Origin of the sequence: Parashewanella hymeniacidonis, assembly GCF_016900895.1 — a bacterium.
GTDB lineage: Bacteria > Pseudomonadota > Gammaproteobacteria > Enterobacterales > Shewanellaceae > Parashewanella > Parashewanella hymeniacidonis.
The window spans coordinates 47,884-67,447 of record NZ_JAFEUN010000003.1 but is presented as its reverse complement, the minus strand read 5'-3'; the positions used below and the strand labels follow the sequence as shown (position 1 = coordinate 67,447).

The following is a 19,564-nucleotide window of genomic DNA, read 5'->3' as shown; positions in this document are numbered from 1 at the left end:
ATGTTGATAGAACTATCAAGTTTGCTATCAATTAATAATAAAAATGAACGAAATAGGGAAATAAGGGAGCGCCTTAGACCAAGTAATGAACCATTATCAGTAGATGGTTATGAACAGCAATTTTGCGTAATACTATTAAACTTGGGGTACTCAACAAGCCGTACTGTTGATCTACTAGACTCAACATTAGCATCAAATTTTATAAAGGATGAAGAGCTTTTTTCAAAAGCTGTTTCTGAATCGAAATTTTTTCATACTCACAATGCTAAATTTCCAGATATTCGAATTAAAGATCAAGTTATTAGAGCATCAGTTATTGAGCGTAACGTTCAAGGTATTTGCAGTAGTAGTGTTATCAATTGCGTTAGTTTTGGATATGCAAATAATGGAAATTGTGTGTCTAAGGTTTTACCCCTTATCACAGAATTTGTCTGGAAGAAAAAAGTTACTTTCCTTGCTGAGTTGATTTGCCAAAATGAACCGTTGTGGTTAAACAATCTAATAAAACTAGGTCTACCAGAAGAATCACTTGAAGAGCTCAAACACCACCTCAACAAATCTCTCTCTCCAACCATGCCTGAAAAGGTATGTAAAACTATTCAACTGAGGTTCAAACATAAAAACGAATTTATTGCAGTAACACCTGTTATCAGTCATGCATTAAGCTCACAGCTTCAAAAGCTATGCTGTTCTAATGCATTTAAATGTAGAACAATTAGTCATCCTCGAATGACAAATGCTGGTAGTTTTATGACTCGATTAGGAGGACGGTTCAAGGTTCTAAGCTATTACCCTAATACAAGGAATGTAAAATCATCCGAGCCTATTAACCTGGCAAACGATAGCGTTCTTTATTTCAAATATTTTCAGTCAACTAAGTTTATAAATGCTTTGAGAGAGTTTGTATTTACTCGCCCTTATTCAACCTTACGATTGAAAAGGCTTGCACGTATTAGTGCTATCATGTGCATTAGAAGATTACTTCACCTGTGGATTTTTAAGTTCATTCGCGATAAAAAATCTGATGATATAAATCAGTTTATCAGTGAACTCAGTAACCTTTTACATAGCCAGTTAAGTCAATCTCAAAAAACAGAAGTTTTTGCTTATCACCCTAAACTACTAAAAGTCTTAAAGTCACAAATTCAATATGTGGTTAAACATCCTGAGAAGCCTATAGCTAAAGATGCTAGCCCTGTTATTTATCTACATCTTAAGGGGTTGGTTGCAGAAGGTGTAAATACGATGAGTAACCAATACTTGTGGGGAATGCCTTCCATAATCGCATTGGCTGGCTTTACTCAAGAATTTGAGATGAACTTAAATGAATGTCTCGGTCAGGAGGCTCAACCTTATGAAGTTGCACTCTTTGTGCATTCATATGAATTGGCTTCAGAAACTTCACTACCTGAATTTGATCGCATTGTAAAAGTTAATGGCAAATACACTCCTCAAAGGCCTGCCCTTATTGATCTATCCAAAAGCACAATGAAATTTGATTTGGTGATAAAGCTCAAAGTGGTTAAAGACAGTCCGCATATATTGGATAATAATGAACCTTTTCTTAATGCCGTTCCAGATCGAATTATGGGGGGTGAAATTGATTTTGGTGAGGGAATTACAGATAAAAATTATATCTTAACGGCAGATTCAGAAAAGCTATATAAATCAATCGAAACTTTACCTCATGCAGGGTGTTGGTTATACCCTACAACATTAAAGCCTAAAAACTTAGATGAAATGTCAGTCTTACTAAAAGATAATTTTTCATTAAAGCCAGCTCATATCGGTTATGCCTTTTTAGAAAAACCAAAGTCTAGAAAAGGAGCCATATGTTCGAAGCATTGCTTTGCTGAGTCAGTTTTAGGGCTCATACGCTGTGTGAATCAAGTTGATGTTTGCTATGAAGGGATTGAAAGCTTTTTAAGCGATGCGTTTTGGAGCTTTGAAGTATCAGATACTTCACTGATTATGAATAATACATAGGAATAGATCATGGACATTCCTCTTAGTCTTAGTTATAGAGGCTCTCTGAGAACGAGTGACGCTACCTTTTCATGTGTTATGTCTAACGGAGATATTAGACCGGTTGAGATTCGACACCACATTGCGAATTCAAGCGCATCAAGTTTTACTGAGGGGTACTTTAAGCAAGGTGTTCTAGCACAAGATGTAACGGCTTACCATCTTGGGAGGACAGAGCTTCATCCGTCACCATACTGTTGTGTTCATTTTGGAACTAAGCAGTTACTCTGCGAATTTTCCATAAAAATTCTATCCAAAAGTCTAAAACCAAACGCATGTGACGATCCAATCGTTAGAGAATACCTCAAAGAGCTAGCAGCAATGTATGCCGAAAAGGGTGGTTATTATGAGCTTGCTAAACGATATGCCAAAAATCTTTTGCGAGGCGCTTGGCTCTGGGAAAATATTGAATCTGAGTCAGTAACCGTTGTAATCAAGCGGTGTGGTCAGCTTTTAGTAAAAGTTAAAAATGCTCAGAATATTGATTGGGATGAAGGTTGGGATGAATACCAAAGTGAGCTATCAACGCTAACGGAACTTATTGCTAACTCGTTCTGCTCAAAAGGTGTTTGCATTCTAAATGTGGCTGCATATATAGACGTTGAGGTACTTCAAGAGGTTCTTCCCAGTCAACTTGTGCCGCCTGAAAGTAAACGTCAGGAAGGTAAAAAACGTAAGATAAGTAAAGAAATCGAGTTCGCTAAAACTACTCTAGCAAATGATCAAGTAACGGTGTGTCTGCGTAAAGCAAAAGTTGGTGCAGGAATACAGCTCATTGATGACTGGTGCAGTGTTGGAGAGCCACTTAGGGTAAGTGAATACGGTGCCGATAAATATCAACATCTAGCATTTAGAACACCTCAATTGAAAAATGATATTTATGCCCTTTTACCGAATGTTCCCGATTACATTCAGCTTTTAAAAGATAATCAATTAGGGGATAATCCAATATCACAAGAAATTCATTTTGTTATGGCGATATTAGTTAAGGGCGCTGTACTTAATCGTAAAAGTGACAAAGAGGATAAGTAGTATTGCGTTACTTTTTTGAGATTAACTACCTGCCTAAGCGTGCCTCAAATAATTTGATTGCAGCACATTGTATCTCAATTCTACATGGTACTGTTAGTCGAGATAAATGCTCTTCAATTGGGGTGTCTTTTCCAGATTGGAACGGTTCGGATGTAGGGCAAAGCATTGCTTTTATTTCGAAAGATGAAGATAAACTCTTAAAGCTTAGTAAACACTTTGATTTCAGAGTGATGGAAGAAGAAAGTGTGATAACCATTTCTGAGCTAAAACAAGTCCCAATTGAAGTAACAGAGGTTCAATACATCAGAAATAATGGTATTGCCAAGCTTACGCTAGCTGAAAGGAAGAGGCGAATCGAGCGTTGTGTATTGCGGGCGAAAAGATCAGGTCGAGAATACCAACCTCAGCATGAATATAAAGACAGAAGCTTCGGTTTATTTCATAAATTAATTTTGATTAGTCAAAGTTCGAGGCGTTCCTTTCCGTTATATATTGAAAAAGTGGAAGGAGTAAAAGAGGTGAAATGTGATTTTAGTCACTACGGGCTCGGTTCTAATCAGTTAATAATGGGAACCGTACCAGATCTAAGTTTCGACCATTAATTTCTACGAGAGTTAAATGCACTTAAATATCAGGAGGTTAATCTATGGTGAAAATAGATGGGTGCTTTTGTAGGAATCATTGTAACAGTCAGAGAAGTATGGGCTTTTACTGTATTTTTTCTTGTAACCTACCGCACAGGTAGCCGAAAATAATCGCTCAGCATGTTTTCGCTGTCATCCATAGTAACCTACCGCACAGGTAGCCGAAAATGTTAGTAGGTGCTCAAGTTGCTGGTTGTAAGTGTAACCTACCGCACAGGTAGCTAAAAATACACAATCACAATGCCTGATTAATGTATTGTTGAAAATTAGTTAGTTGCTTGACCTATAAGCTGTTGAAGCTTTTCTTAGCTCAACAGCTTATTATTTAATTAAGTTTATTGGTGTATAAGTTAATAATACCATCATCCACACTTGTCCCTGAAATAAGCTCATAGTCTTGCAGCGGCTTACCTTTTAGTTGATGTCGAAGATAATATCGGGCTTGAAATTCTTTAATGCTTGTAGCTGTGATATGAAGCACAGGTCTTGTCGTACGATTCACTTTTAGTTTGACGCCTTTTACAAAGCCTCTTTTTATGAAATCGTAAATAACGTTTTTGTTTATCCCTAGCTTTTTGCAAGCATCACTTGGTGTTAGGTGTAATTCATCTTCAGGATCTTCAATTGAAAGCATTGGTGTGAATTGTTGAAAGGAAAGAGGTGAGCTTTTTGATTGGCTTAAAGTGAAGCTAAGCCTACCAGACAGCATCTTGCAGATGACAGATGCAAAGTTATCTCCTCGTAAAGAAAATTGCTTATAACTACTCTCACGTCCTTTTCCAGTATCTATTAACGAAGCTCTTTGTTTCAATTGTTTTACTAGTTTAATAAGTTCATTTTCTTCTATCAGCCAATCTCTGCTGGTTTCAGATGGCTGAAGAAGTGGTGTGATGATGTTTGATCTAATAAGAGTTCTGAGGCGAAATTGACTAATTTGTAATAGGCTGGAAGCTTCTGTAAGACTGAGACATTTAGTTAGCCGCTTTCGGAGAGTATCCATCTCGCTACGTTTAAAAACACAATTACCGTTTACTGATGATTCATAAGGCTGGATAAATCCCTCACGAATAAAAATGCTAAGCTTGGTCTTTGGGACTGACAAAAATTGGCAAGCTGTTTTTTCATTAATGTATTCAGCTGATGCAATTGTATTAGCAGCTATCCATTTTGACGAAGTTGAAATTACGCCATTAGCGAAATGTGTTTCGATATAGCTTTCAAAGTACTTTCTAAGCCAAGTATACCCTTCGGAAACCTGATTACTTTTGGCATAAAGTTCGTCGTATAAATCACGATAGCACTTCCTAATTCCCGTTAAGCGCTTATTACTCATTGGGTTATTTTGAAAGTGCTCAAGAAGATTGAAATACGACTTAGGCCAATCTTTCAAATACCAGTGGGCTGCTAAATACTGATTTTTATTTTTTGTATTTGATGGATATGCTCGATAATGAAAGCGTGAGAGGAACGAGACGATATCTAAAAATTCAGCGATGTTGAAACCTTCAACACAAGGATAAGTTTTAGGTGACTTGTTTTGCCATAGTCCATCAATGTGAGTATTTATCGTTATCTCAGCTTCACAAGTGTGGTTATGAGGAGTGTTATCTTTTATGTAATTTATCTTTTTTCTGAGGTAATGTGTACTCCAGCTGAATCTTTTTCCTGTCTCATTGTCAACAGAGATCATCCTACAGCGATGTTTACTACAATAGGTTTTGAACTTCAATGAATTGAGAAGGTTTAATTCACCAGAATTTTGGTAACAGGTAGGACAAATTCTCAGATACGTAAAGTCTATCAGCTTCATTAAGTACTCTTGCTGTTTGTATTTGATTCTAGTTGCGGCAGTATTTGATAAGCGATGTTGAGTTATTTGGTTAGGCTCTAAGTTCACTAGATATGAAAGTTTGTCAGTATCAAACTCACCAAAAAATAAACGCTTACTTGGAACCCTTGTGTTGATAAGTTCTTCACCTAAATTCTTCATCAAAGTTTGAATGTTGCGATAGCCGTTTGCGTTGGCTAATCGATGCAGGTAGCAAGGGAGAAGCTCATTGGGGTGGAGGTACAAGCGATTGAGGAGTTTCAATAAAGTATCAGATAATTAATATTGATAACTAATTAATACAAAAAATAGTTAATTATTCAATTAAGATTAATTTATATTAATCAATGGTTAAGGTTTAATCTGGGGTATTGTTCGATAGATGTTTGCGATATTTTTGTAATAAAGTGCGTATTCCGGTAAAAGTGAACCTGAATTTAGACTTTAAAATTATAAAGGTTGTTATTTGTAATGTTGATGCACATCAATTCAGAATAGGCCGCTATGGTTTTTCCATGTGATAGAAACCTTTGATTCATAAATACCCTACAAAAGACCTCAGTCGTTATCGATTCAGGTCTTATAAAAAACTATTGGCATAAATGATCAGTACTCAATTTCTTATCACTCAACTCAATAATCTTACCTTTTGAAAGCCTTTTATGCCCTCCAACATCCTTAGACTTAACAAAAGCTAAGACTGTTTGGTCATCAGCAGTATTCCAGCCATAAGCGATATACTTGATGTCAGCAAGGTAGTCTTGATTACCAGTTTTAAATTCTGCGACGGCTATTGATGAGTTAGGTGCTTTATTTCCTGTAGCCGTCAAATGTATTAAGCCAATATCGCTATCAATCAAAAATCTTGCAGTGTGTCCAATTGAGTTTCTATGATTTTCAATAAGCTTGGCCTTGATATTGAGCGCCAATAAGTGTTCTATAACAATGTGTGCTAAATTGCGTTTACGCTCTATCGGTGTATTTCCTGTAAGTTTCAACTTTTAATCTCTTATGGCTTTTAATTAAAACAAATCGTCTTCTTTACTTAATTGGTTGTACGATTTAAAACTGCCAGGTCTCGCTAAGCTGTGCTGGCTTTCCAGTTTTAACTCAATGCAAAGCCTACGATAAATATCTGGCGGAAACCCGCCTTCATACTTCCATGAATCTTCGCCATTACTCATATCGAGCACACCAGAAATATTAGGATAGTGATGACCTAAATTATTCTGGACAATGTATGCAGATAACTCTTTGCTGGTTCTAAACTTCAAAGGAGACAAGTCATTAACTAGCTGTTTAAACTCTTTATCTTTCTGGACTGAATCATTATGCCTTGCTAGCGTATCTTTAAATACTTTCTCAGGATCATTATTTACACCAAACCCCATATACTCTAATGCCTCTATTTTTTAATTGCCAATTTATTCCTTATCTATATTAATTAATATCTAAATTGCATAAACAAATGCATCTCACACTTTACGACTTTATTGTTTGGCATAATTATGGGCTAACAATCAAATTTAATAGTATTAAAAAGTTTGAAATACGGCTGCATCTTTCAGCCAAAAAGAGAATAGTAAATATGAAAAAAGCTGCATTTGTATGCAATATGAAGAAAGAATGGATAAAGGTTATAACGTTGCTAATAACCCCTCTGTTTCTGGTTAGTTGCGCTCAAAGTGGTTACAAGCAGTTTTATCACTCATATGTGGATATTAAGGCTATACCAGATGTAGAGCTTATTTCCAAAGGAGAGATGCCAAAAATACTTAGCAGCAATAATTTGACTAGAGATACTCTCATTTTGCGTTCCAAACGATATATACCAATTGGCTATTCATCATTCAATGGCGTTTATGAGGATACTAGCAACGCAGCAAAACAAGCTTTAATAGTTGGTGCAACAGTTGTTCTTGTAAATGCACAATATACCAATACCCAGGCAACGACAAATACTTTACTTATACCAAGTAATACAACAACTAATCATTACGGTTCGATCTCTAGTGGTACAATAACAGGTACATACACTGAAACATCAACAACCCACGATACACAAATCATTCCAATAACCACACATCAACGCAGGTATGATCAAGAGGCTATATATTTTGTAAAATCAAATTTTAAGCCAAAATTTGGTATCTCTTTAAGAGATTTGACTCCAAAGCAAAGAACAACATTAGGACGAAATACAGGGCTCCTAGTCGAAATTGTCGTAGAAGACTCTCCCGCTTTCAATTCAAATGTATTAGTAAATGATGTATTAATTTCAATTGATGGTGTCAACGTCAAGAATGTAAGTCATGCAGTCAAGTTACTAAGGGAGGTTCCCCCTTCTCAAATCTACTCTGTTTTAAGAGTTATACGTAAAGGTGAAGAACAGGATGTTAAGGTAACCCTGTAAATATCAAATAATAAGCTAGATCATTTAAATGACTTAGGGGCACAAGCCAAACCGTCTTTGTGTCCCACTTAGGACTATTTGAAGTTTTATAAAAAGTTGAAAGTTGTTACATCAGACTGAACTACAAAATCTTATTCGCACTAGTTATCAATCAGCTTATTTAACATTTGAAGCCCATAGTAATGCAGCAGCGGAATCACGAGTGCTCATTAAAGAGTAATATGCTTCAGAATTATATCGCTCCTCTAATATAGCTGGCTGGTTGGAAATCCATATCGCTTTGATAAATTGGTGATCTATTGCAAATGATAGTTTGTGGTACTTAGCACCCTCTATCTCATAACTAACTATTTATTCCTTATTTATATTAAGTAATATCTAAATTGCATAAATAAATGCATCTCACATTTTACGACTTCGATGTTTGGGATAATCATGGGCTTAAAATCACAAATTTTAATCAAGGCATCTTTTACTTAAATAATCATTTAACTTAGGGCAGAATAGCCTGTCTTTTTCTTTGATTCTTGAATAAATCAATCAGCCAAAAATTACACAACATGATTGATAACTCGATTCTCTTTACTTTTCTGGGTGGATAGCAAATGAACCACAGCGTACACAACAAGCTGGTTTCTTTTATTTGGTCGATTGCGGACGATTGTTTGCGTGATGTGTATGTTCGAGGTAAATACCGAGATGTGATACTGCCGATGGTAGTGCTGCGTCGTATTGATACTTTGCTAGAACCAACAAAACAAGCTGTGCTCGATGAAGTAAAATTCCAGAAAGAAGACATGCAAGCAACCGAGCTTGATGATGCTCCGCTGATGGAAGCCTCAGGTTATGTATTTTACAACACCTCAAAATGGACGCTGAAAAGTTTAAAAAATACAGCGACCAATAATCGTCAAATTCTATTGGCGAATATGGAGGATTACTTAAACGGTTTTAGCAGTAACGTCAAAGAAATCGTAAAATGCTTTAACCTCGCATCACAAGTACGGCATATGTCTGAAAAGGACGTGTTGCTTGAAGTGATTGAAAAGTTCGTATCGCCGTATATCAACCTAACGCCTAATGAAAAAGAAGATCCTGAAGGCAACAAACTTCCAGCACTTACGAATCTTGGAATGGGTTATGTGTTTGAAGAATTGATTCGAAAATTTAACGAAGAAAACAACGAAGAAGCAGGTGAGCATTTCACGCCAAGAGAAGTGATTGAGTTAATGACCCACTTGGTGTTTGACCCAATCGAAGCCAATTTACCCGATCCGTTGACTATCTACGACCCTGCTTGCGGTAGTGGCGGCATGCTTACCGAAGCGCAAAACTTTATTGAAGAAAAATATCCTGTTGCAACAGGTAAGCGTGATATTCACTTATACGGCAAAGAGATCAACGACGAGACTTATGCCATATGTAAGTCCGATATGATGATCAAAGGCAATAACCCTGAAAATATCAGAGTCGGTTCAACACTCGCTACCGATGATTTTACCGCTAATCGCTTTGACTTTATGCTGTCTAACCCGCCTTATGGCAAAAGCTGGGCGAGCGACCAAAAGCATATTAAAGATGGCTCGGATATCATTGATGGCCGTTTCCAAGTCAAGCTTGCTGATTATTGGGGCGAAAACGCCACTGTAGATGCCGCACCACGCTCTAGTGACGGTCAATTACTGTTCATGATGGAAATGGTCAGTAAAATGAAAAAGCCTTCTCAAGGGCTTTTAGGAAGCCGTATCGCATCAGTTCATAATGGTTCAAGTTTGTTTACGGGCGATGCTGGCTCAGGTGAAAGCAATATTCGCCGTTACCTGATTGAAAACGATATGCTCGATGCCATCGTGCAGCTGCCTAATAACATGTTCTACAATACAGGTATCACTACCTACATCTGGCTGCTAAACAATAACAAACCAGCAAAGCGCCAAGGCAAAGTGCAGCTGATTGATGCAAGCCTGTTGTTCCAAAAGCTGCGTAAAAACTTAGGCAATAAAAACTGCGAGTTTTCACAAGAGCACATCAAGCAAATCACCCAAGCTTATCTAGATGGCAAAAGCATTGAGCGCCTAAAAGATGAAAATAACGAGCCAACAGGTCTTGCAACTAAGGTATTCGACAATGCAGACTTTGGCTATTACAAGGTGAATGTTGAGCGTCCAGACCGTCGTAAAGCACAATTTAAAGCTGAGTTGATTGAGCCATTACGCTTTGATAAATCGCTGCGTGAGCCAATGGAGTACATTTACAGCGAGTATGGCGATAAAGTTTATCAGCAAGACTTTCTACAGACTGAGCAAAAAAACATTCTAAAATGGTGTGAAGAGAACGACATCCGCCTAAATGCCAAAGCCAAGAAAAAGCTGTTTGCAGAAGATACATGGCAAGAAACTCGTTTATTGGTTGAGCTGGCCAATAAGCTAAAACAAAGCATTACTAGAGAGTATAACGACTTTAATCAATTTAAAGTCGATGTTGAAAAAGTCTTTAAGCCTTTAGCTCCTAAGTTACTGGAAGACATCAAGCCTGCCAAACGTAAAGCTTTTTTCACCAGTGTGGTAAATGCAGTGAGTTGGTATGACGAAACGGCTGAAAAAGTCATTAAAAAGACGGTGAAGTTTAAGCAAGAAAAACTGGACGAGCTGCTGCATCACTTAGGCTGTGAGCAAGCTGATTTAGTGGATTTTGGTTATTACCTCAATGAAAATGCTACAGCAAATGCCAATGAGTTTATCATCTATGAGCCAAGCTCTGATTTACGTGATGCTGAATCTGTACCGCTAACTTACTCAGCTAAAGATACGCTTCAAAACACTGACAACAGTGAAATTCACCAATATTATCTTGATGAAGTGAAACCTCATGTAGATGAAGCGTGGATCAACCTTGATTCAGTGAAAATCGGCTATGAGATCAGCTTTAATAAATACTTCTATCAGCATAAAGCACTGCGTTCACTGATTGACGTTGCCAGCGACATTATTGCCCTTGAGAAAAAAGCCGAAGGTTTGATTTCAGAGATCTTGGGTATCGAAGTAGCTAAAGCATAGGAGGCATTGTGATGACTGAATTAACAATGATGCCTAAGTATGAAAAGTACAAAGATTCGGGTGTTGAATGGTTAGGAGAAATTCCTGAGAGTTGGAAAGTTAAAAGATTTAAGTTTCTCGCTTCAATAACAACGGGTGAAAAAAATACTGAAGATAAAGAAGATGATGGTCAATATCCTTTCTTTGTTCGTTCTCAAACTCTTGAAAAAATTAGTACATACGCTTTTGATGGTGAAGCGATTTTGACTGCTGGAGATGGGGCTGGTGTAGGTAAGGTTTATCATTATATAAATGGCAAATTTGATTTTCACCAAAGGGTTTATAAATTTTCTGATTTCTCAGAAGTGATCGGCAAGTATTTGTATAACTATTTATATGTTAATTTTTTCAATGTTGCTATTTTGGGTACAGCTAAATCGACTGTAGATAGCCTTCGACTGCCTTTAATTCAAAATTTTGAGGTTTGTTATCCAGAGTGTGAGTCAGAACAGGAAGCTATCATACACTTCCTCGAACAAAAAACAGCGCAGATTGATGAAGCCATTGCCATTAAACAGCAGCAAATTGAGCTGTTAAAAGAACGCAAGCAAATCATTATCCAGCAAGCCGTTACTCAAGGACTCGACCCAAACGTACCAATGAAAGACTCAGGTGTAGATTGGATTGGAAAAATTCCAGAGCATTGGGAGGTTAAACGGGTTAAGTACGTTTTAGAAGAAAGGAATGAGCGTTCAAAAACTGGCGAAGAGCCATTATTCATGATGAGCCAAGTTCATGGCTTGGTGGTAAGGGCTGATTATCATGACAAAGCTGAGGTGGCGGCTTCAAATATTGATAATAAGATAGTTTATAAGAATGATTTAGTGTTCAATAAGCTAAAAGCACATTTAGGTGTGTTCTTTAAATCAAATATTGATTTTAAAGGACTCGTAAGCCCCGATTACGCCGTCTATAAACCCAAGGCTTTTATTGCAGATGTGAAGATGCTTGAGTTGTTATTCCGTCATCCACGTTACATTGAGCAATTTGTAATTCGTGCAACTGGAATTGTTGAAGGGTTAATTCGTTTATACACAGATGATTTGTTTGATATTGCAATTCCTATTGCACCAATTAAAGAACAAGTTCAAATTTTAGAATTTATCGATGCTCAGAATGGGAAATTTGATATAGCGATTAAATTGCAAACAGAGCAAATCGAAAAACTCAAAGAATACAAAACCACACTAATCAACAGTGCAGTAACGGGCAAAATTAAACTGCCAACGGCGATATCATGATGATGTCGCTTATGGGGCTTTGAAAAACCTAATCATTTGCTTGTCTACGCCTTAAAGGATATTTATGAACCCAGTGTTTGTTGAGTTGTTGATGAGTATCGCAGAAAAAGCCTTATTAGAATTATCTCAAAATGAAGAACTACAAGAGAAAGTGTTGTTGAACGTCAGAGGGATAGCAGACTGGATACAAGAGAAGCTTGGTAAAGTAAATAAACATGATCTAGAAATCGCTATTCAATTAGCGCTTTATTCAGCGATTAAGCGAGATAAAGAAACGGTTTGCGAAATACTCAGTGTAATTACAGCACTTTATGCTGTTGATGATGTCAGGCGTGGAGCAGTTACGGGAGGTACATTATTACAGTACTTTGGTGATGATGTGTTTCCTCATATTGATAAACGAGAACTGCGTTTTGCTGTGACTATAAACGAAAAAATACTCGCTCACATAAGTGATTCGGTGGCGTCAGAATTTGATAAAACGATTGAGCAATACCAGTTAAAAGAATATGCCACATTTGAAGGTGTCAGCGCTTCTGGCTACTCAAGTGCGGTATGGGACACCAGTTTTGATAAATACGCCAAGTCTATGATGCGTCATGGTCATAGCGTGTTTAAAGCGGTAAAAAGTGCTATCAATTTTTCCAAATAATTAATTCTTTTTTACAGTAAGTTACTTCTGTTTTAATAACTTTCTAGGATCCCTAAAGCTGAGGTCTACATTGTTGAGCTTGTTTGTCAGTTGACTCAAATCTCGAATGGTTATGTTACCCCTTGAAAGCTTGAGAATATCTTGAGCTTCAAGTAGATTTAGAGCCTGATTTATTCGCTGTCTTGCGGCACCAGTAATATCGCTAATGGCTTGTTGGGACAACTTGATCTGATGTGTATCGGAATGAATGACAAGCTCAATTAATAGATAAGCGATCTTGTTCTCTAGTGTTTCATTCATAATGAGCTGTGATTGAAGCCACTTACTCTTTGGCGTTAAGTTTAGATAATAGTGCCATTTGTAAAACTCGTTGTTTGAATCTGCAATTTCTTTTAGTTTTAATGTGCTTAGGTGTAGCACTTTTGCTTTTTCAATTTCGATAATAAAAAATGGTTGGTTGATATTACTGGCTTCAAATTCACCAAAGCTTTCACTTTTACCTAAAACCATAAAGTTAACGGTTTTTAGGTTTGGTGAGCAAATTCCTACTATAACCGTTCCTTCCATTATAAAATTAATCCCGTTTAAGTGTTTGTTCTTTAAAGCAGATAGTTTTCCTTTTGGTGTTTTTTCAACTTTGGCGATTTTTATTAGCTTTTCACAAAAATCATCTGAATAAGAAGTTCCTTTAAAAAGAAAACGCTCAACGTCAGCTAGTAGAAATTTTGATTTCATATTGGGCAAAATTGTGAAATGGATTTGAGTTTTAACTTTAGCTTTTACAATTCTATGCCTTTTGTCACTTAGGTGACATAGCAAAAAGCACTTTCTTCATAAAATAAGCTTTATAACAAGGTTTACTGAAATTTATATAAGTTAACATTCGGTTTGTTCAGATTGAGAAGATATGAAAATTAAAAGCTTGGTTTTATGTGTTGCTGCAACTCTTGGAGTAACAGCTTGTGGTGGCGACAGTGGTTCAGCTCCACTAGTAAGAAATATCGAAGTTTCGTTTGATGTTGAGACACCTAAATTTGAAGGCTTTGACGATGAAGTTAAGGTGTTTAAACGTGGTTATACGGTTTGTTTTTTTGATGAGTCTGGCGTTAAAGAGTGTGAGGAAGGGATTGATATTTCTAACCCGATAAAGTTATACAGTGTTACTGGTGATGCAAAGATCACCGCGGTGAGGTATGAGCGCCATAACAGTTATAGTAATCAGTGCACTGAAAACAGAGAGTTTGATGGTTATGTTGCGACTTGTGCTTTGTTGCAAGGCGTCACAAATATAACTGGGAAAGCTGATGAGGCTACCGTGTTACTCAAAAATGAGAAATATGGCTTGGTGTCTTATCAAAGCTCAGAAGCTCAAAAAGGCTTGTACTCCGATGTGATCATTAATGGTTCTTTGTCCCGAGGTAGCAGTGATTATCCAGTGAATTTATATGTTAAAAAAGAGTACCAAATTCAAGTTGACGCACAATCTGGAAGTTATCGATTAGAAAATGTTGAAATAAATAGTGGTGAGTTGCACAAATATGATGAAGCAGGCAGGATGGCAAATACAACCAACTAACAAGGTATTTTCACAGTATTAACTTGTTATGCGGTTTATTTGAACTGGGTTCCACTTTTACTAATTAAAAGATGAATGAAGTTTTTTGTGTCACGTAAGTGACAAAATAAAAGCAGCCACTCTTATAAAATGAATAGAGTAAAAGCTCTCTTAAAGGAGCTGTTAATTTTTAGTTCTATTCATTTTATGGGAAGTGTATGAAAGCAAAATATTTGGCTTTAACTGTCATTGCATCATTAGGTCTTGTTGCATGTGGAGGTAGTGACAGTGAACAATCCGATGCACCAATGAGAAATATAGTCATAGGGTTTAAAACTAAACTCAATTCTAGTTCTAAACTAATGGCTAATGAAGAACATACTCTCCCTAACCATACCTCTCAAATTTGGAAAAGTAATTATCGTTTTTGCGCTAATGATACTATCCATGACCGCCAATGTGTTGAAGTAGTTGAAATAAAAGATACAGCCAGTGAAAACACACCTGTTAAATTTTATAATTTGACTGGCGATGTTGCATTAACAGCTTTTGCGGTTGATTATTGCGAACAATTGGATGGCAATTGTTCAGATGGTGGGTTTAATAAATCAATCCCTCTATATTCATCAGCTAGTGTCGGTGCTGACGAAACGACTGCGAATATGGAGTTTTTCAACAAGGATTACAGTTTAATCACCGTTGAGAAGGGGGTATTTGTTCAACAAGCTCCTATGCTCAAAAAGACAATTGGAGTAGCAGATTTTGCTGCTATGCACGAGCAAAATGACCATTACTATGCTTATGTCAATCAAGCTACAAGTTTTGAGCTTAAAATCACAACCCCTCAGGGGGAAGAGCATATCGCTCAATTAGACAAAGACTCTCTCGAATCGAATAAACAATATAACTTTTACGTTGGTGGAGATGAAGGAAACCTAACCGTAAATTTTAGTATTGCAGACATCAACTTTAGCAATGGGGATGATATCTGCTTAGGCGAACATTGTGATGATGACAATACGCCAATACCAGACCCTGAACCTACTCCTGTAGATAGTTCTGACATGGTGACAGGCTTTCAAGGTAAGTTTGTACGTCAAAGCGGTGCAGTAGATTATGTAAACCCAATCGTAAATGGTGGTATTTTTGTTCGGGCAATGAGTATGCCTTCTAACGGTATTGCTATTGGTGACTTCAGTGCCTCTATTGATTTTACCGCAACAAATATTACTTCAAGCAACTCAGGATATGAGAACTTTACGTCTCAGCAGTGGACGTTTAGTGAAAGTGGTAACAATGAAATCCATTGCAACAAGTCACTGAGTGTTTGCCGTTACGAAGTCGCAGGGCACGATATTGAAACTAATATTAGTTTTTCTTCATTAGCATCTAAGTACTCTTCTGTATCAATTGAACGAGCTAGCTTCTTTATTGGCTTAGCAAAAACAGATTCTTTATTAAAGATTGATTCGTTTGAAGTAAGCGCTCAGTAAGCGCTAATGAATTATTTATGGATTATAAACAATGCATGGAAGCATTGTTTTATATGAAAACTTAATAAATGGTGTTGATTGAATAGATTTATCAGCGTTTTTTTTAACTACAATATCCCAGCTTAATTTTGATATGCTCAAATATCTATAATAACAAGGACGTAGCATGACGGTTTCTGTTGCCAGTTGTACTTTAGCGCAACTGTTTCAAAACGATAATATCATCGATTCTGATGGCATTCCCATATCGGGAAAGCTCACCATTCCTGAATATCAAAGACCATACCGCTGGACAGAGAAACAAATTCAAAGGTTGTTGAGTGACTATCAAGATTATTTGGAAGTCTTACGCTCAAAGCAATCCCAATATTGTTATTACTTGGGGAGTGTGATTCTGCATCAATCTCCAAGTGACAATTGTTTGAATATCATTGATGGTCAACAAAGGCTTACAACTCTCGCATTACTGAGTTATTTCAAATTGCAGTTATTTGGCAATGGCTTTGAAGTAGATATTCAATTTCACTCGCCTGAATCACAACAACAAATTCAGAAAAATTGGCTTTGGATTAAAGAGCAAGCAGCTTCTTTTTTAGAAGAGCTTGATGAATCTAATATCAATCTAACCTTAGTGGTAACTCAATCGGAAGATGATGCATATCGTTTTTTTGAAACACAAAATACAGGTGGTGTTCGGCTTGGCGGTGCAGACATTATTAAGGCGCATCACTTAAGAGCCATTGAGCGAAAGTATCAAAATGATTTTGCGAGTAAGTGGGAAGCGCTAGGTAATTTAAACCCTGTTATTAGTAGTTTACTCAAAGGACGCTACTGGCAAGCTTTAAATAGGCGAGAACTCCCTTCTCACCGTAAACCACAGCAAGTTAGAGCTGCAATTGTCGAAGAACTAGGTGAAGACACCATGAACGGTGATGATGTAGCTTATGGGCGGTTCTATCGTGTATTGCAACAAGATAGTAGTTACCTAGAGCAGCATACACAAAATGGATATGAAATGCGCCAACCACTCAATACAGGTATTAATAGCATTCACTATTTGTCTTATTTTGAAACCTTAAGAGTTAACTACCTGACAATCAACTCAACTTTAGTCAGCGCTGAATACGAAATCTTTGCTGACTTTTATCAACATTTAGTTTGTAAGCTCGATGGCTGTAGCTATTTAAAAGGTTTGTATGACACGTGTTTATTGCTTTATATCAGTCAGTTTGGGGAGGAGCAATTAATCGTCGCAGCGAAGAAGATTTTTCGGGTTGTTTATTCACGTCGAGTCTCTAACCAAAAAGCAGTTCGAGAAACCTCAATCCCTTCTTTTGTTAATAAACACCCTGTTTTAGATTGGATAACAACAAGCTATACGCCAGAAATGTGTTTGGAGTGGTTTGATAAGTTTGAACTAAAAGTAGATCCAGCGAGCCTTGAAAAAAATAGTGTTAAAAAGCGTTTTATCTATAAAACAATAGAGTGGTTTAACATCGAGTTATCGGAAAAGTGTTCAGCAACCGAACTTGCAGAGAAATATAGAACAAGTATTGACCAAGCAGTTATTCATAACCTTCATAGAAATAAAGTTAAGGAAGACTAAAAATGGATTTCGAACGGAATGATATAACACAAAAAGACTTGGTCAAGTCTCAGGTGCTTACATTGGAAAAAACCTATGAACAGGGGTACCAGTTTAGTATTCCTAGCTATCAGCGCCCATATGTATGGTCAGATGAAGCCGTATTGAAATTATTTGATGATATCTGCAAAGCACAAAACGAATGCGAAAGCAGTTATTTTATTGGTACGGTGTTGACCTCAACGCATCAGTTGGGCAACGGTGAAAAAATCTATGAATTAATTGATGGTCAGCAACGTACTACGACATTAATGCTGATTGCTATTGCCTTCAAAATGGCAGGTGTTGACGCTAAGATTACTCATGTTCCTAAATTGAATCAAAAACCAAGATTACAGTTTGATATTAGAGAGCAAGTGCAGCAGCTATTAGGTAATTTTGCAGGTTTGAAGGAATTTACGTCACCAAGCTCTGAAGAAATAAATAAGGATGAATACCTAAACAGGATATATGCAGCATTGGCAGTATTAAAGCAGCGCATAAGTTCGCTTGCGGATGATAAGCAAAAATCAGTGGCTGATTATATTTTCTCTTCAGTCCAATGGGTAAATAACACCGTACCTGTGTCAATGGATCTGAATCGTTTATTTGCAACCATGAATACTTCAGGCATTCAACTAGAACAAACGGATATTCTTAAATCAAAGTTATTGGAGCGAATTAAGTCAGACAAATCGGTTTATGAATCTATGTGGAGTGCTTGTGAACACATGGACAATTACTTTGAAAAAAACCTTCGCAATTTGTTTCCCAATGCAGATTGGAATTCAATTGAATTTGAGTCGTTGGTAACATTTAAGTCTGAATTATTCGCCGTAGATAAAAGTACTAAAGAATCGACAGAAGGTTTAACTATTGCTGAATTGATAAGGGAAGAACCAAAACCTGAACATGCCAAAAGCAAGAGCAGTAATGCTGTAGAGATCACAGCGGAAACTGTATATTGTCGGCCTATTATTAACTTTTCTCTATTGCTTATTCACACCTATCGCATTCATTTAGCACAACTTCAGCAAGAAGATATCTGCCATCGAATTCACCAAGATAAGTTATTGCAATCCTTTGAAGCTTTGACCTCGAGCAATGAAGAAGAGGTTAAAAATTTTATAAAATTACTTTGGAAAATACGGTTTCAGTTTGATCGTTGGGTCGTGAAGTGGGTTGAACGTGACGACAGCGATGATGAGCAATTGAGATTAACTTATCAATCTCGAAGTCAGTCAGGTTCAAATTGGTATATTAATCGTAATCAGCGGGAAGTAGAGGAAATTACTTTACTGCAAAGTGTTCGTAACTTCACTGGTGAGCGTAGCGCACAGTACTGGTTAACGCCATTTTTAGCTGAGTTAGTAGAGAATCAATATACAACTCATGACCAAGTTGTTCGCCTAATTGAGAGAATCGATAATAGTTTGTCACTCGCAGGTGAAGACGAAACTCAAAAAACTGCCAGTTTTAAGTTGGCTCAACATCAAAAGCCTATAACTGTTGCTTGGAAACAAAAGAGTGAGTACTTGACTCAATCCAGAGGCACATCATTTGAGCATTACTGGTTCCAGAAGTTGGAATACTTGCTTTGGAAACAGATCAAAACAACATCAAATGGCGATAAAAATTTTTCGAAGTTTAGGATAACATCAAAAAACTCCGTTGAGCATGTTCACCCTCAACATGAGGAATATGAAAGTGTGATGGATAGGGATTTTCTTGATGCGTTCGGTAACCTAGTCTTACTCAGTCCGAGTGAAAACTCTTCATACAGTAATCAGGCAGTAAAAAAGAAAAAAATTGACTTTGAAAACAAAGATTATTACGACTCTTTAAAGTTAAAAATGATGTTCGATTTACTGGGAGAACAAGAGGATTGGGACGAAGAAAAAATTAAAGCGCACCAAAAAGATATGCTGGGTGTTTTAGCAAAGCATTACATAAATTAAGAGA

The 19,564-nt window shown here is 36.9% G+C and carries 15 protein-coding genes; 11 read left to right on the top strand and 4 right to left on the bottom strand.

Features of this window, described 5'->3' with window-relative positions:
- The 3 genes from JQC92_RS01290 to cas6f are packed head-to-tail and all read left to right on the top strand — an operon-like array spanning position 1 to position 3,659.
- A complete protein-coding gene (locus JQC92_RS01290; protein ID WP_204997942.1) occupies positions 1-1,986 on the top strand; it encodes a type I-F CRISPR-associated protein Csy2 in 1,986 nt (661 codons plus the stop codon).
- Between the two features lie 9 nt (positions 1,987-1,995).
- Positions 1,996-3,057, top strand: coding sequence for a type I-F CRISPR-associated protein Csy3 (csy3, locus tag JQC92_RS01285; RefSeq protein WP_204997941.1), 1,062 nt, complete (start codon positions 1,996-1,998; stop codon positions 3,055-3,057).
- Between the two features lie 2 nt (positions 3,058-3,059).
- The gene (gene cas6f, locus JQC92_RS01280; RefSeq protein WP_204997940.1) at positions 3,060-3,659 is read left to right on the top strand and encodes a type I-F CRISPR-associated endoribonuclease Cas6/Csy4; all 600 of its coding nucleotides are present in this window, start codon (positions 3,060-3,062) and stop codon (positions 3,657-3,659) included.
- A 367-nt stretch (positions 3,660-4,026) separates the two neighbouring features.
- Here the strand turns inward: cas6f and JQC92_RS01275 are convergent, their stop codons facing one another.
- The 3 genes from JQC92_RS01275 to JQC92_RS01265 all read right to left on the bottom strand — a co-directional run bounded on the left by JQC92_RS01275 (position 4,027) and on the right by JQC92_RS01265 (position 6,920).
- On the bottom strand, positions 4,027-5,793 hold the full coding sequence (locus tag JQC92_RS01275) for a TniQ family protein (protein ID WP_204997939.1): 1,767 nt from the start codon (positions 5,791-5,793) through the stop codon (positions 4,027-4,029).
- A 326-nt stretch (positions 5,794-6,119) separates the two neighbouring features.
- A complete protein-coding gene (locus tag JQC92_RS01270) occupies positions 6,120-6,527 on the bottom strand; it encodes a hypothetical protein (RefSeq protein ID WP_204997938.1) in 408 nt (135 codons plus the stop codon).
- A gap of 24 nt (positions 6,528-6,551) precedes the next feature.
- Positions 6,552-6,920, bottom strand: coding sequence for a hypothetical protein (locus JQC92_RS01265; protein WP_204997937.1), 369 nt, complete (start codon positions 6,918-6,920; stop codon positions 6,552-6,554).
- 197 nt (positions 6,921-7,117) lie between these two features.
- Here JQC92_RS01265 and JQC92_RS01260 point away from each other — a divergent pair, with 197 nt between their 5' ends.
- From JQC92_RS01260 to JQC92_RS01245, 4 genes are all read left to right on the top strand, one after another.
- Positions 7,118-7,942 (top strand): PDZ domain-containing protein, encoded by an 825-nt coding sequence (locus JQC92_RS01260; RefSeq protein ID WP_204997936.1) that lies wholly within the window; start codon positions 7,118-7,120, stop codon positions 7,940-7,942.
- A 605-nt stretch (positions 7,943-8,547) separates the two neighbouring features.
- Positions 8,548-10,998 carry a type I restriction-modification system subunit M gene (locus JQC92_RS01255; RefSeq protein WP_204997935.1) on the top strand — a complete coding sequence of 817 codons (2,451 nt, stop codon included), beginning with the start codon at positions 8,548-8,550 and terminating at the stop codon, positions 10,996-10,998.
- A gap of 11 nt (positions 10,999-11,009) precedes the next feature.
- Positions 11,010-12,278 (top strand): restriction endonuclease subunit S, encoded by a 1,269-nt coding sequence (locus tag JQC92_RS01250; protein ID WP_204997934.1) that lies wholly within the window; start codon positions 11,010-11,012, stop codon positions 12,276-12,278.
- 64 nt (positions 12,279-12,342) lie between these two features.
- Complete coding sequence (locus JQC92_RS01245; protein WP_204997933.1) at positions 12,343-12,930, top strand: hypothetical protein; 588 nt, start codon at positions 12,343-12,345, stop codon at positions 12,928-12,930.
- 21 nt (positions 12,931-12,951) lie between these two features.
- On the opposite strand, the gene JQC92_RS01240 is transcribed toward JQC92_RS01245, so the two are convergent.
- Positions 12,952-13,665 (bottom strand): Crp/Fnr family transcriptional regulator, encoded by a 714-nt coding sequence (locus JQC92_RS01240; RefSeq protein ID WP_204997932.1) that lies wholly within the window; start codon positions 13,663-13,665, stop codon positions 12,952-12,954.
- A 172-nt stretch (positions 13,666-13,837) separates the two neighbouring features.
- Between JQC92_RS01240 and JQC92_RS01235 the strand changes: the two genes are divergently transcribed.
- The 4 genes from JQC92_RS01235 (at position 13,838) to JQC92_RS01220 (ending at position 19,560) form a co-directional block, all read left to right on the top strand.
- Positions 13,838-14,506 (top strand): hypothetical protein, encoded by a 669-nt coding sequence (locus tag JQC92_RS01235; protein WP_204997931.1) that lies wholly within the window; start codon positions 13,838-13,840, stop codon positions 14,504-14,506.
- Positions 14,507-14,703: 197 nt separating this feature from the next.
- A complete protein-coding gene (locus JQC92_RS01230; RefSeq protein WP_204997930.1) occupies positions 14,704-15,978 on the top strand; it encodes a hypothetical protein in 1,275 nt (424 codons plus the stop codon).
- 166 nt (positions 15,979-16,144) lie between these two features.
- Complete coding sequence (locus tag JQC92_RS01225) at positions 16,145-17,584, top strand: DUF262 domain-containing protein (RefSeq protein ID WP_204997929.1); 1,440 nt, start codon at positions 16,145-16,147, stop codon at positions 17,582-17,584.
- 2 nt (positions 17,585-17,586) lie between these two features.
- The gene (locus JQC92_RS01220) at positions 17,587-19,560 is read left to right on the top strand and encodes a DUF262 domain-containing protein (RefSeq protein WP_204997928.1); all 1,974 of its coding nucleotides are present in this window, start codon (positions 17,587-17,589) and stop codon (positions 19,558-19,560) included.
- Positions 19,561-19,564 lie beyond the last annotated feature (4 nt).